The organism is bacterium SCSIO 12643 (genome assembly GCA_024398135.1).
Lineage (GTDB): Bacteria > Bacteroidota > Bacteroidia > Flavobacteriales_G > Salibacteraceae > CAJXZP01.
The window spans coordinates 2,206,121-2,221,424 of the sequence record CP073750.1 but is presented as its reverse complement, the minus strand read 5'-3'; the positions used below and the strand labels follow the sequence as shown (position 1 = coordinate 2,221,424).

At 38.2% G+C, this 15,304-nt stretch carries 12 protein-coding genes; 5 read left to right on the top strand and 7 right to left on the bottom strand.

Annotated elements, in window-relative coordinates:
* Positions 1-29 precede the first annotated feature (29 nt).
* Positions 30-3,233 carry a choice-of-anchor L domain-containing protein gene (locus tag KFE94_09400; GenBank protein UTW64898.1) on the top strand — a complete coding sequence of 1,068 codons (3,204 nt, stop codon included), beginning with the start codon at positions 30-32 and terminating at the stop codon, positions 3,231-3,233.
* Here the strand turns inward: KFE94_09400 and KFE94_09395 are convergent.
* Positions 3,230-4,219 carry a HAMP domain-containing histidine kinase gene (locus KFE94_09395; protein UTW64897.1) on the bottom strand — a complete coding sequence of 330 codons (990 nt, stop codon included), beginning with the start codon at positions 4,217-4,219 and terminating at the stop codon, positions 3,230-3,232. The genes KFE94_09400 and KFE94_09395 overlap by 4 nt on opposite strands.
* A gap of 114 nt (positions 4,220-4,333) precedes the next feature.
* Positions 4,334-5,179, bottom strand: coding sequence for a DUF2911 domain-containing protein (locus KFE94_09390; GenBank protein ID UTW64896.1), 846 nt, complete (start codon positions 5,177-5,179; stop codon positions 4,334-4,336).
* A 156-nt stretch (positions 5,180-5,335) separates the two neighbouring features.
* On the opposite strand from KFE94_09390, the gene KFE94_09385 reads away from it, so the two are divergent.
* The 4 genes from KFE94_09385 to KFE94_09370 all read left to right on the top strand — a co-directional run bounded on the left by KFE94_09385 (position 5,336) and on the right by KFE94_09370 (position 9,702).
* Positions 5,336-6,886: an aldehyde dehydrogenase family protein gene (locus KFE94_09385; GenBank protein UTW68250.1), complete on the top strand. Its 1,551-nt coding sequence runs from the start codon at positions 5,336-5,338 to the stop codon at positions 6,884-6,886.
* Positions 6,887-6,959: 73 nt separating this feature from the next.
* Complete coding sequence (locus tag KFE94_09380) at positions 6,960-7,646, top strand: HAD family hydrolase (GenBank protein UTW64895.1); 687 nt, start codon at positions 6,960-6,962, stop codon at positions 7,644-7,646.
* On the top strand, positions 7,639-8,154 hold the full coding sequence (locus tag KFE94_09375; protein UTW64894.1) for a hypothetical protein: 516 nt from the start codon (positions 7,639-7,641) through the stop codon (positions 8,152-8,154). Before KFE94_09380 ends, KFE94_09375 begins: the two co-directional genes overlap by 8 nt.
* A gap of 117 nt (positions 8,155-8,271) precedes the next feature.
* The gene (locus KFE94_09370) at positions 8,272-9,702 is read left to right on the top strand and encodes a leucyl aminopeptidase (protein UTW64893.1); all 1,431 of its coding nucleotides are present in this window, start codon (positions 8,272-8,274) and stop codon (positions 9,700-9,702) included.
* Between the two features lie 60 nt (positions 9,703-9,762).
* Here the strand turns inward: KFE94_09370 and KFE94_09365 are convergent, their stop codons facing one another.
* From KFE94_09365 to KFE94_09345, 5 genes are read right to left on the bottom strand one after another with little or no spacing between them, the layout of a single operon-like run.
* The gene (locus KFE94_09365) at positions 9,763-11,076 is read right to left on the bottom strand and encodes a rod shape-determining protein RodA (GenBank protein UTW64892.1); all 1,314 of its coding nucleotides are present in this window, start codon (positions 11,074-11,076) and stop codon (positions 9,763-9,765) included.
* Positions 11,063-12,907 carry a penicillin-binding protein 2 gene (gene mrdA / locus KFE94_09360; protein ID UTW64891.1) on the bottom strand — a complete coding sequence of 615 codons (1,845 nt, stop codon included), beginning with the start codon at positions 12,905-12,907 and terminating at the stop codon, positions 11,063-11,065. Before mrdA ends, KFE94_09365 begins: the two co-directional genes overlap by 14 nt.
* On the bottom strand, positions 12,908-13,423 hold the full coding sequence (locus KFE94_09355; protein UTW64890.1) for a hypothetical protein: 516 nt from the start codon (positions 13,421-13,423) through the stop codon (positions 12,908-12,910).
* Positions 13,420-14,244 carry a rod shape-determining protein MreC gene (mreC, locus tag KFE94_09350; GenBank protein ID UTW64889.1) on the bottom strand — a complete coding sequence of 275 codons (825 nt, stop codon included), beginning with the start codon at positions 14,242-14,244 and terminating at the stop codon, positions 13,420-13,422. Before mreC ends, KFE94_09355 begins: the two co-directional genes overlap by 4 nt.
* Positions 14,245-14,280: 36 nt before the next feature.
* Positions 14,281-15,303, bottom strand: coding sequence for a rod shape-determining protein (locus KFE94_09345; GenBank protein UTW64888.1), 1,023 nt, complete (start codon positions 15,301-15,303; stop codon positions 14,281-14,283).
* Position 15,304 lies beyond the last annotated feature (1 nt).

The window sequence follows — 15,304 nt, the reverse complement described above, 5'->3', positions numbered from 1 at the left end:
GGATTCAATGTAGTATAAACTTTAGGGGAATGAAAAAAATTTACTTTGTTATTACCGTTTTAACATTATCGCTAATAAGTCCATCTCTTATGGCTCAATTTAGCACCTCTAATACTGCACCCTATAATACTCCTTTTTACCTTATTAACGATGTTTTTGCCGGAGGGAATGTGACCATTTCAAATGTTACTTCCTATGGTAACTCCAGCCAAATGGGATTTTTTACGGGAAACTCAACCATTGGACTAGATAGTGGGGTTGTATTATCAACCGGAACCATTAACGCATTGTGTAATAGCAACTGTCCAAACGCATCTACAGTTCCAGGTAATCCGGGTGGATTTAACGGAACGACATTTGGATTTCCATGGATGGGAGCAGCAACTGGATCAACAACAAATAATAACTTATATAATGTATCCGCATCTGTACCGACACTTTTAGGTTTTGGAACCGCACCAAATGATGTAAATGATGCTGCGGTTATTTCTTTTGATTTTGTTCCGACTCTGGATACCATGCATTTCAGATTCGTATTTGCATCTGAGGAATGGCCAAGTTTCCCATGTTCTTCTTACAACGATGTATTTGGATTCTTTGTATCTGGACCTGGTATTTCAGGAGGTTATTATAGCCCTCCAGGATATCCTAATGGCGCAGAAAATTATGCCGTTATTCCAGGGACCAATATTCCAATTACCATTACATCAATTAATGCTACCGGATATAGCCCAAGTACATGTACCAACTCATATCCGACTTATTTTGTACCTAACGTTGCCACTGCTTCGGGAATGACTGCACATTATACAACCATTATGGAAGTGGAGTTTGTGGTTCAACCATGTCAAACTTACAATTTTACAATGGCAATTGCTGATGGATCAGATGGCGCACTTTCTTCGTATGTATTGATGGAGGCAAATAGTTTTAACTCAACTGGTGTACAAGTTGCATTTAATGCGACATACGACCTGGGTGGTGATTCTATTCTTTATGAAGGTTGCGGTTCGATCGATATGGAAGTAATTCGTGCAGATAATATTCAGAATGCAGATACCATTCACTTTGATATTTCGGGTAACGCAACAAATGGAATTGATTATACACTTCTTCCAGACAGTGTTATTTTCCAACCAGGTCAAACTTCTTTTACACATACCTTTCTGGTTCCAAATGACTATTTAGTAGAAGGTCCTGAAACACTTATGGTATTTGTTACGGATACTGATTTAGTCACATGTACCGGAACCGGAGACACTTTACAGATCGTAATCCATGATCCACTCCCCTTACTGTCTGATGCATGGTCTGATACCATTAACTGTACACAAAATAATACGCAACTTGCAACAAATGCCACAGGTCTGTCTCCATTTAATTTCATTTGGAATACTGGAGACACCACAGATACGATTACAATTAATCCAACGCCAACGGTCAGCACGTCTTACATCGTAACAATTACGGATGCTTGTTCTATTTATACCATAATTGACACTGCCCATCTGGTCATACAGAATCCCGTCATTAGTATAGATGCCCCCTCGGATACGATTACATGTGAATCATCCGGAGCACCGGTGTACGTCAACATTACTAACTCCATGCCCAACATGCAGGTCCAATGGAATACCGGGCATACCAGCCAATCCTTTTGGGGGTTCAATCCGTTTACCACAACCAATTTTATGGTCACGGTCTCACAAACCTGTTCCGGACAATATTTAACGGATACGTTTGAACTGGTCGTAGATAATCCTCCTTTTACCATCAATATTGATGATGATACGATCAGTTGTATTGATGGAGGTACGGTACTCACGGCTCATGTCACAAATGCCACCCCAAGTTTTAATTATCAATGGAGCGGTGGCGCAGCATCTGGCACGTCTACTTTTGTCAATCCTTCTGTAACCACAACCTATTATTTTACAGCTACTGATGCATGTGGGGTCAGGTCAATTACAGATAGTGCTACAGTATATGTCATCAACAATCCAGTTCAATTGTATGCGCCAAATAAATCCTTCCAATGTATTGGGGATACCGCAGTATTGCAAGTATTTGCTAGTGGAGGATATCCTCCATATACATATGCCTGGAGTGGAGGGGGAACAGATTCAGTGAAAAGCGTTGTCGCCACAGGAAATACATCGACTTATACCGTATCTGTTACCGACATATGTGGACTGGATACTGTAACTGCAAATGTAGATGCCATTATGATAACGTATCCTCCATTGTACATTGACACACTCATTGGAGATACATTTAACTGTCCCGGAGAAATTGTAACCGTTGGCGCCACTCAAGTCAAAGGTGGGAGTGGTGATTCTTATGTCTCATGGGATAATTGGGCTACTACGAACAATTATTTCTATGCTCAAATTGATTCAACCGTAACGTTTACCATTCAAGCTGTAGATCGTTGTAACAATGATTCTACCAGCCAGACATTAACTTATGTGGTGAGATCTCACGATCCTTTGATAGTCACTTTACCTCCGGACACCCATTTATGTCAACAAGAGCCAGTGGTGATTGAAGCTGTGGTAACTGGAGGTGCCGGAAATTATTCCTATCTATGGAATGACGGAACTGTAGGTCCGACATTAAGGTCTAAAACCAATACTGGTCAGTTCTATGACGTGACCGTTACCGATGATTGTAAAATCAGAGATACCGATGATATTAATATTACCATTTCTAATCCATCTGCAGAGTTTGAACACTTCTTCTTTGATGCGTTCAACGTAGGATTCAAAAACCTTTCTGAGGATGCGCATACCTATCTATGGGACTTTGGGGATGGAGATACAACTTCAACCGTATTTGAGCCTCTGAAACAGTATCAGTTTAGTAAAGAATATAACGTTCTATTGGTGGCCTCTGATTCTAATGGGTGTATTGATACCGCATATCATAGAATTACTCCTCCGCTTATTGCTTTTGTTCCAAACGCGTTTACCCCAAATGGAGATAACTTAAACGATGTCTTTAAAGTTTATGGTGAAGGGTTTAAACAAGGCTATGAGATCAAAGAATTCAGAATTGAGATATTTGATCGCTGGGGAGGATTGGTTTTCTCATCAAGATCTAGTGATTTCGAATGGGATGGAACACAAAACGGCAAACGTGTAATGAATGGACCTTACATTTATAAGATTACCGTTGAAGGCTTCCAGCAACAAAAAATTGACATGACCGGAACGGTCAACGTCATAGACTAAACCTCAACTTTTAAATCAGACTTGGGGAACTCTATTGTGAATATGGTTCCCTGAGGTTGATTGTTTTGAATCAAAACTCTTCCGTTCATTTCACTTACCAGATTAGATACTAAGTACAATCCCAATCCTGTACCTTTTGATTTACGTGTAGACTCGTTTCCTACTCGATAAAATTTTGAAAGTATCTTAGGTTTTTCTTCATCGCTAATTCCAATACCCAAATCTTTCACTTTCATACAAATCACATTTTCTTTTGATTTTAACCAAACCGTGATCACGGTATCATCTTCACTATATTTCGATGCATTCTCCAATAAATTCTGAAGAATTAATTCAAAACTTAAAACATCAATTTCTACCTGAATGGATGGGTCTGATTCGATTTCAATTTTCTGAGGAATGAGATGCTCATATTTGTGAACCAAATGCTTTACATTTTCTACCAAATCCGTTTGTTCCGGGTATAACTCAAACCCTGTTTTCTCCATTCTTGAAGCTGCCAAAATATTATTGATTAAATGATTTAACCTTTCGGATTCCTGCATCGTACGTTCTAAAACCATATTCACTTTATCCGCTGCCAACTTTCTCCGCATTAAAGTTTCAATATTTAACTTAATTGCGGCCAATGGAGAATTTAATTCATGAGTTATCGCCAGCATAAAGTTTTGTTCCTGTTTCGCCAGATCTAATTCTTTCTGATGAGATCTTTTGATCAAATAGAAACCCGTCAACAGAATCAATAGGAAGACCCCACCTTCTCCCATGATCATCATTTTCTTTTTAAAAAACTCCGAATCTAAATTATCCTGTGCTGCAATAAACTCTACAGTCTCTATATTCCCCACTCTAATAATTAGTTTTTCCAGTTCAATGATCTCCGCATTTAGCTCAAAAATGAGATACGTCCACCAAAAAAATTGGATGATCGTATACCCCATGAGTAAATAAATAAAAACCGATATTCTTTGTTTTCTATTTTTCAAAACGCTCTAATTTAAGAAGCAAAATAAAAGTAATTCTTATTTACTTTCATCAGTACCAACAAAAAAGCCTCATTTGATTGTCAAATGAGGCTTTCTAATATTATTTATCGAAGCTTATTTCTTTCCCCAGGCTTCAATGTTCTTTTTGTTTCTTTCGATGTACCCATCGTATTTAGCTTCTTCACTCATCGCTAAAGCTTCTTTAGCCGTTTTTAAAGCCATTTTCATATCTCCATTTGCAGCATATGCCTCAGATAAAACTGTCAAATTCCAGAATCTTTTATCTTGCTCTACAGATTTTTTTGCCAATCTTAAAGCTTCTTTTTCTTCTCCTTTGTTCTCTAATATCCAGGCTGCAGCTCTGTTGTAAACTCTAAAACTTCCATCAGCTTCTTTTACTGCTTTTGTCATATTAACATGCGCATACTCTGTTGTGTTAATCTCAATCTTGAACCCCGCTTTTACCTTATCCCAGGCCAAACTAAGCATTGCAGAATTATTTGTAATCTGATCCATTGAAAATAGCATACTTTCAGTCATTGAATTTTCCATAACCTTAGCTTTTACTCTCACTACATCCGTTTTCTCAGTATATTCATCAACACCCCAGCCATCAACATAAGAACTAATAATAAATGTCCACTCTTCTTTAGATGGAATTACATACAAAGCATATTTTCCAGCTTTAACATCGGTTCCATTGATTTTTACATCTGTACTAAACTCAATTTTAGTGGATGCATTGGCTCCTGCACGCCATACTTTATCATAAGGGACTAAACTTCCCCAGATTTCTCTACCACGAACACTTGGTCTAGAGTAATTCATTGTAATATCCGTCACCCCAACTTTTTGCGTAAAAGAAGCAGCCGGACTAGGTTGTGGAAGATCTTGAGCATTTGCTCCAAACCCTAAAACAACCATTAAGGAAAGTGTTACTAAAAGTCTTAATTTTTTCATTTTGAACATTTTTTTATTTTACCTAACAATAATACCAATTCTACTTTTTTTAGAAGAATTCTAAAGAGGATTAGTAATACCTTAACAATTTACTAATTCTTTCATTTTATTTCATAATCTAACTAATTTTGACGCGAATTTTGAATCTCAAAAAACATTAATATAATGGCAAACGATTATGGAATCCAGGATGCTTTAAAACAACTTGGAATCAAAGAACTAAACGAAGGAACATCAACCGGAAAAGACTTTTTCGGAAATGGTGATATTATAGAATCTTATTCTCCTGTGGATGGGAAATTAATCGGAAAAGTATCTTGTACTACGAGTGACGATTACGAGAAAGTAATGACCACTTCTCAAGAGGCTTTTAAAAAATGGAGAGTTGTTCCTGCACCGGTAAGAGGTGAGTTCGTTCGCCAATTTGGAAATAAATTAAGAGAACTTAAAGATCCTCTGGGAAGATTGGTTTCTTACGAAATGGGAAAATCTTTACAAGAAGGTTGGGGAGAAGTTCAGGAAATGATTGACATCTGTGATTTCGCAGTAGGTTTATCTCGTCAATTGCACGGATTAACCATCAAGTCTGAAAGAGCTATGCACGCGATGCAAGAGCAATATCACCCTCTAGGAACTGTAGGAGTAATTTCGGCATTTAACTTTCCAGTTGCAGTGTGGTCATGGAATGCTGCATTAGCATGGGTATGTGGTGATCCAGTAGTATGGAAAGCTTCTGAAAAAGCTCCGATGTGTGCCGTAGCTTGTCAAAACATCTTTAATATGGTAGCTGCTGAAAATGATGTTCCGGAGGGAATTTCAGGCATCATTACCGGTGATTACAAAGTAGGTGAAATGATGACTACCGATAAACGTGTCCCTCTTGTTTCTGCAACAGGTTCAACACGTATGGGTAAAATCGTTGGTGCTACTGTTGGTGGTCGTTTAGGTAAGACTATCTTAGAATTAGGTGGTAACAACGCAATTATTGTGACTCCTGATGCAGACCTGGAAATGACTATTATTGGTGCTGTATTTGGGGCTGTTGGAACGGCAGGACAACGTTGTACTTCTACCAGAAGATTAATCATTCATGATTCTATTTACGATACCGTAAAAGAAAAAGTAATCAATGCTTACGATCAAATTAAAATTGGTAATCCATTAGATCCTTCTAATCATATGGGACCACTTATTGATACTGCAGCAGTAGATATGTACTCTAAAGCATTGGACAAATTAGTTGCTGAAGGCGGTACGATTGTTCGTGAAGGTGGTGTTTTAAGTGGCGAAGGATATGAGTCTGGATGTTATGTAAAACCTGCAATTTGTGAAGCGCAAAACACTTATGAAATTGTTCAGGAAGAGACTTTCGCTCCGATTTTATACTTAATGAAATACAGTGATTTCAATGAAGCGATGGATATGCAAAATGGTGTGAATCAAGGATTGTCTTCTGCGATTATGACCAACAATATGAGAGAAGCGCAAATGTTCCTTTCTTCTGCTGGATCTGATTGTGGTATTGCTAACGTAAACATTGGAACTTCAGGTGCTGAAATCGGTGGTGCATTTGGTGGTGAAAAAGAAACCGGTGGTGGACGTGAGTCTGGATCGGATGCTTGGAAAGCTTACATGAGAAGACAAACCAACACGATTAACTATGGTACTGATTTACCACTAGCACAAGGAATTAAATTTGATTTTTAATTCATAAATCATACTTATTTAAAAAGCGGATTCGATAGAATTCGCTTTTTTTATATCCTCTTTTATTTAAATCATGCTCAAAGAAAATTTAGTTGTTTTCGATATTGATGGAACAGTTACCGATTCCGTCCACATTCATCAGGAAGCTTTTATAAAAGCACTTTTAAAACTTGGTGTTCCACGACATCAACCCGAAGATCAACCACAACTCAATTCATTTAAACACCATACGGATTCATACATTGCCAAAACCATATTCGAAACGTATACCGATTTAACCTTTGATCAAAAACTACTTCAGGAGTTTGAACGTGAATTATACGGAGATATCAAAAAACATGTGATTGCAGAGATAAAAGGGGCTTTAAAATTCATCCAGTATCTCCAATCCAAAACCAATTTTGGGATTTGTTTCGCCACAGGTTCTTTACTTCAACCCGCGATACACAAACTCAATGCTATCGGATTACAATTTGAGGAAAGTCTTTTGGTCGGATCCAATGATCTTTGGGACAGAGAATCTATCATCCAACAAGCCATTAATCAGGCTAAATCATACTATGATCAAAACAATTTCAAAACGATCATCTCCATTGGCGATGGGCTTTGGGATTTAAAAGCTGCACAAAACCTCAATCTTGAATTTATTGGAATTGGGACTCAATACAAAACCAATTTCATTCAAAACAATGTACGCTATCTAGCTGATGATTTTTCCGAATTCAACAAGCCTGACATCAAAGCCCTATTACATGATTAAGAAACCCAGACTCATTATTCTCTCTGATATATGGGGAAACAGCAATCCTGAATGGGCACAAAATCTAACAGCGTATTTCCAGGTCCGACATTATGATTGTCGGTCATTGGCAGAACTTCCTGATTCTTTAACAACAGAAAATGAAATTCATCAATACTTCGTTCACAAAGGAATTCAAAAAGCTGTAGCAAAGATCTGCTTGCTTGAAACTATGCCTATCCACATTATTGGTTTTAGTTTGGGGGGAGTCATTGCCTGGAAAGCATCTCTAGGTGATTTAAAAGCCAAACATCTCTTTTGTGTTTCTTCTACCAGATTAAGATTAGAAACCCAAAAACCCGATGCATCCATTTCCTTATTCTTTGGAGAACATGATATTTATGCTCCGAACAAAGAATGGTATGCGCATCATCAAATTATCCCTAATATCATCCCAAATCAAGATCACAAAGTGTACGAAAATGAGTGCTTCTTAAAACTGCTTTTAAAAGAAGTTTCTAAAACTTAAACCGTAGAAATGTTTTGTTTCATTCACTCTACATGATCTCCTTAAAACTTAATTGTACCATCTCGATAAAAAAGCGCAAATTTGTAAGCCTATTTACTAGAATATAGATTTTAAAACATGATTAAATTAAACGTATCATCAGACCAAAATGCTCAGAACATCATTGTTTTAGCACATTCTGGATCTGATCTAAATAAAATAGCAGGAATTCAATCCGACTACTTAAACAAGAAAGTTCAAGCTGAGGAAAACGGATCAAGTTTTTCATCGGTAGACGACAAATTGGTTTATGCTGTATACGCTAATAAAAAAGCAGATACTACAAACCAATCTTATCAAGATTACAGAGTTTTAGGAAGTCAGGTTACCAAGGCTGTGAATGCTGAGAAACTTGAGTCTCTAACTGTTTTAGCTGATTCAGATATTTCAAAAGAATTCATTCTGGCCTTTTTAGAGGGAATGTGTTTAGAAAACTATCAGTACCTTCAATTCAAAACAGATAAAAAGAAAAAAAATAGTCTGACTACATTAAGTATCTCTATCGATGGAGTCACAGCGTCTGATCTTAACGAATTAGAAAACGTAGTTGAAGCAACTTGTTTCTCAAGAGATATCGTAAATGAACCTGTTATTACACTTAACGCAACTGCTTTGGCGAAACGTTTTGAAGGAGCAGGTAAAATCGCTGGATTTGATACTCAAATTTTGAGTAAAAAAGAAATCGAAGACTTGAATATGGGTGGTTTGCTGGGTGTAAACTTAGGAAGTATTGACGATCCTTCATTTACAATTATGACCTATAAACCTGAAAATGCCGTAAATGAAAAACCTTTGGTTTTAGTCGGTAAAGGTGTGGTTTACGATACCGGAGGTAACAACCTTAAACCAGGAGCTTACATGAGCGATATGAAAAGTGACATGGGAGGTAGTGCCGGAGTTTCCGGAGCGATTTACGCCATTGCGAAAAATAACCTACCGGTGTACACCATTGCGCTGGTTCCTGCAACAGACAATAGAATTGGCAAAAATGCATTGGTTGCCGATGATGTGATTACCATTAGCGATGGCACTACGGTAGAAGTTAAAAACACAGACGCTGAAGGACGTTTGATTTTATCGGATGCATTGGTATATGCCAAACAATATGATCCAATGTTATGTATCGACATGGCTACTTTAACAGGTGCGGCACATGCGATTACCGGTTCACATGGAATTGCTTCTGTAGCTACCGCTTCTGAAGAGCTAAAAAATCAATTGAAAGAAAGTGGTGAGCGTGTTTATGAGCGTATTCTTGAACTTCCTATGTGGAGTGAATACCGTAAGCAATTAGATTCAAATATTGCCGACATAAGCAATCTTGGAGGCCCAGTTGGCGGAGTAGTTACTGCAGGTGTTTTCTTAAAACACTTTACAGATTATCCTTGGATTCATCTAGATATCGCTGGACCAGCATTCTTAGAAAAACCAGAACCGTATAAAGCGGCTGGTGGCACCGGAACCGGTGTACGATTGGTATATGATTTTGCCAAAAACATGGCAAAATAAAACTCACCTAAAATGAAAAAATTGATGCCGTTGGGATTTCCTTACGGCATTTTTTATGCCTTAACTTAATACGTGCTTTCGGTCAGAATCTAGTTTAATAAAAGTAAAAAGCAGAATGGTAAACGACCATAAGGAGGATCCTCCATAACTAAAGAACGGCAATGGAATCCCGATTACCGGAGCCAACCCAATAGTCATTCCGATATTGATCATGAAATGTACAAAGAGAATGGATGCCACCGAATAACCGTAAATCCTGGCGAATTTAGACCGCTGTCGTTCCGCAACAAAAATCAGCCTTCCGATCAAGGTTAGAAACATAACAATTACAAAGAAACTCCCGATAAAGCCCCATTCTTCTCCTACAGTACAAAAAATGAAATCGGTACTTTGCTCTGGAACGAAATCATACTTAGTTTGCGTTCCTTCTAAGTATCCTTTACCCCAAAATCCACCGGAACCTATTGCAATTTTAGACTGATGTTGATTATAACCCGTCCCCCTGGGGTCTGATATAATTCCAACCAATTCATTGACCCTATTACGGTGACGGTCACTAAATATATTATCGAAAATATAATCCACGCTTAAAACCGTTCCCACCATAATGATAAAGCCCAGAACAATGAGTTTCCATATGCCTTTACTAAATCGATGCAAAAGCAAATACAGCGCTCCACAAATAACTGCGAGAATAATGATCAAGACATATTTCCCATTTAAAGCATAATCCAGGATGGGGACATCGATTGATGTTTGTTTGGCAAAGAGCGTCACGATAAAAAGCATCACCATAATTAATCCAATGATCATGATATTACCCGACATACCCTCACGATACAAAACGAAAATAAACGCCAGATAAACCAATGTGGATCCTGCATCAGGTTGAATCAAAATCAATAATCCAGGCAATGCAATCATCGCCAACATCATCAACTTCGGCTTGGCATTTCCTATCTTAATTCCCGGTCGGCTCAGATAAAAAGCTACTGCTAATGCAGTCACGTATTTAGCGGTCTCCGAGGGCTGAAACCGAAATCCACCTAACGCAAACCAGGATTTCGCGCCCTTAATCTCCGTGCCAAAAATCAATACCGCGACCAGCAGTAACATTCCGATACTATAAAGAAAATAGGCAAACGTCTCAAAAAGTCGGGAATCGACCAGGAATATAATCAAAGCCAGAATCACAGAAGTTCCAATCCAAATCAGCTGTTTTCCGTAGCTCTGCGTAAAATCGAAAATATTGCTATGCTCTTCGTTATACAAAGTAGCATAAATATTTAGCCACCCCATGAGCACCAACATAAAGTACAACCCTATGAGCCACCAATCTACATTGGTAAATATATTCTTCTTAGTGCGACTCATCTGTTTCTGTCTTCTTCACCGGAATTAAAAAATCGGCTTCTAAAATTCGTTGTTCCTTTTTCTTATTGGTTACCTCACCGGTGATATACTTCTCAATCATCAAACTGGAAATCGGTGCGGCCCATGTACCTCCAAATCCAGCTTCTTCCACGTATACCGCTATAGCAATCTTTGGATTAAACTTAGGGGCAAATGCCATAAATACCGAGTGATCCGGTGTTGTTGGGTTCTGAACCGTTCCTGTTTTACCGCAAACTGTAATACTATCAATTCTTGCTCTTCGCGCAGTTCCTCCAGGCTCATTAACCACTGAAGCCAAAGCATCAATCACTACATAAAAATAGCTACTATCAATCCTGGTATAGTTTTTCTCTAAATATTCTTCACGCGGTCCTTTATCTCCAATAGATTTGATAAAATGTGGCGTATAATAATATCCCCGATTGGCCAGGATTGCAGCCAAATTAGCCATTTGTAAAGGCGTTACACCCATTTCTCCTTCTCCAATACTATTCGAGTAAATAGTACTAAATGCCCATCGTTTTTCGCCATACCATCTATCATAAAAAGCCACATCCGGCACAAATCCAGGACTCACCCCTGATATATCCGTTTGCAAGCGCTCTCCTAATCCAAAACTCGTTACATATTCTCGCCAGACTTTAAGTCCAAATCTGGAATCTTCATAAATGCTTTTATACTCACCACTCTGGATTAATCTTCGATACACTTCTCTAAAATACGGGTTACAAGAATGCTGAATCGCACCTGCTAAATCATCGTTGGTATGACTACCATGACAATTGATAATGGCTCGATTACATCGGATTCTGGTATTTACAGTAATCACATTCTTCTGTAAACCAATCAGCCCCTCTACTAATTTAAAAATCGATCCAGGTCGGTAAACCGCATTGGTCGCTCTATTAAATAATGGATTTAATGAATCATTCGCAGCAAGCATCGAATAATTCTTTGTTCGCTCTCGACCTACCAACATATTCGGGTCATAATTCGGAGATGAAACCATGGCTAAAATCTCACCTGTTTCCGGTTCAATCGCCACTATACTTCCTCTTTTGTTCTGCATTAACTTTTCTCCATACTCCTGTAAATCCAAATCAATTGTTGAAAGCAAATCCTCACCTGCAATTGGTAAAGTATCCAAACGTCCATTATCATAACTACCTTTAATTCGGTTATGGACATCTCTTACGTATACACTCACCCCTCTTTTACCTCGAAGTTCTTTTTCGTACCAACTTTCCAGTCCGCTAATTCCTAGATAATCTCCAGGTTTATAAAATGGATCTTTCTTGATGTTTTCTTTACTAGCTTCTCCTACAAATCCTAAAACCTGTGCCGCAACGGGTCTGGAATATTTTCTTAAGGTTCTTTTTTGTCCGAAAAAACCCGGAAACTGAAATAGTTTTTCCGAAATACTCACCCAGTTCTTATCCGTAATTTGTTTTTCAAAAATGGAAGCGCGATATCTGGAATATTTCTTCGCCTTTTTCATTTTCTCTACAAAATCCTCTGGGGTAATTCCCAAAACCTTACAAAACTTTACCGTATCAATGTCTTTATCCACCTGCTTTGGGATCACCATTAAATCATATGATGCCTGGTTATAGACCATAACCTCTCCATTTCGATCATAAATCACACCTCTGGAAGGGTATAAAGTGGTTTTAACTAGTGCTTGATTTTCAGCGGAATGTTTATAAGACTCATCTAGAACCTGTATATAAAATAAGCGTCCCAAAAAGATAATGCCGATCAAAATCATGATCGACAAAACCACAAATCGTCTGTTCTCAAACTTATCCATTTAGCCCTTTTCCTTTATAGGTGAGAACGATTGAACAAGTAGAATTAATACGAAGGTTAAAACAGTATTTAACAACGTTTTTTGAACGGCTAATCCAAATAAACCACTGGAAAAGCCTTCCATTGCAAATAGCATTAAATGATGTGGAAAAATGAGCAGTAAAGCATATACCGAATATCGACTCCATCCCATATCTCTCACATTAACAGAAGACCCAAATTCATAACCATCTCTAGGCGCTACTATTGCTAAGATCTGCGGACGTAAAAAACCTACCAGAGTCAATGCCATAGTATGTAGTCCGATGGTATGAGAAAAAATATCCAATATAAATCCCGTAAAGAATCCCATCAATAAAACTGCCAATGCAGACATCTCAATAGGTAAACTCAGAATAATCAATACATACACATAGGGATTAAAAACACCCCCCAGATAGATGTTATTCAATACCAGAATTTGCACCGCCATCAGCAGCACCCACCTGAGTATATTTCTAACAATATCTAATGTCATTCTATTCCCTCCTCTAGTGTATGGATTTCTTCTTCAAATATGTTTTCCATCACATACACATGTTTCACCTGCTGTATAGGTGCTGATAATGCGATGGTAATCTTCCATGTATTTGACTCCTCGATAGGCTCTATATCTTCAACCACACCAGAAAATACCCCCTCAGGAAAAATTCCTGAACTGCCCAGTGTTTCGATACTATCGCCTTTCTGTACATTCACAAATTGTTGAATATCCTTTAGAATTGCGTGATTCGGACTTTTCCCATCCCAATTTAAAGTTCCAAAATACTCAGAGTTTTTCAATCTCACTCCCAGACTAAACTTAGAATTCAAAACAGACATTATTACCGCATAGTGATTGGAAACATCCGTAACAATTCCCACAACACCACGGGAATCCACCACTCCCATTCCCGGGCGAATCCCTGCCAATTTACCTTTGTTAATCATCAGATAATTATCCTGTTTCGACAATTCGTTATTCACCACCTTAGCGGATCGATAAATATAATTCTGTTGATAATTGGTATCCACCCACGGATTAAAATCCTTTCCAGTAGATAAGTATGCTTGCTTTAATTGCGCTCTCAACAAAGCATTTTCCTGAGCTAGAATTTCATTATCTTCAACCAACTGTAGATGCTCTGTAATATCACTAAAGGACTCGTTGACTCCTCCCGTGATTTCACTGGTCCAGGATAAATATGATATTTGATGATAGGTATTGTACCTCACTAACATTAAAAACCCAATCAACTCCAATATCAGGAATAGAAAAAACAAATAATATTTCTCTAATACTTCTATCAGTTTGCGCATGCTGCGTAACTGGTTTTAATGTTTATAGTATGTTTCCTATCTGATTAGGAATGTCAAATTATCCGCATTTTTTAGCGCAATACCAGTACCTCTCGCAACCGCTCTTAACGGATCATCTGCAATATGAATCGGCAACTTTGTCTTTTGCTCAATACGCTTATCCAAACCTCTTAACATTGCACCACCACCTGCAAGGTAGATTCCGGTTTTATAGATATCCGCTGAAAGCTCCGGTGGAGTCATCTCTAACGCACTCAAAATCGCTTCTTCAATTTTTGAAATCGATTTATCTAAAGCCTGTGCAATTTCCAGATAAGTTACTTTTATCTCTTTTGGAATTCCAGTCATCAAATCACGCCCATGAACTGCATAGTCTTCTGGTGGATTATCTAATTCCATACTTGCAGCACCTACTGCAATTTTAATTTGCTCTGCCGTGCGATCTCCAATCAAGATATTGTGCTGTCTACGCATATAGTCTTCGATATCACTGGTAAATTCATCTCCCGCAACACGAATTGACTTATCACAAACGATTCCACCCAAAGCAATTACAGCAATCTCAGAGGTACCTCCACCTATATCAATGACCATATTTCCCATGGGCTCTTCCACATCAATCCCAATTCCTATTGCAGCTGCCATAGGCTCGTGAATTAAATACACATCCTTTGCTCCTGCATGTTCTGCACTATCTCGAACCGCCCTCTTTTCTACCTCGGTGATACCTGATGGGATACAGATCACCATTTTTAAAGAAGGAGAAAATAATCTGCTTTTTGCAGGAATCATTTTGATCATTCCACGAATCATATGCTCAGCAGCATGGAAATCCGCAATCACACCATCTTTCAAAGGCCTAATCGTCTTGATATTCTCATGCGTTTTACCATGCATTTGTTGCGCCTGTTTTCCAACAGCCAAAACCCTACCCGAAGCACGATCCAAAGCCACAATCGATGGCTCATCAACAACTACTTTATCATTATGAATAATCAAGGTATTTGCCGTACCTAAGTCAATGGCAATTTCTTGTGTAAATAAATCAAATAATCCCATA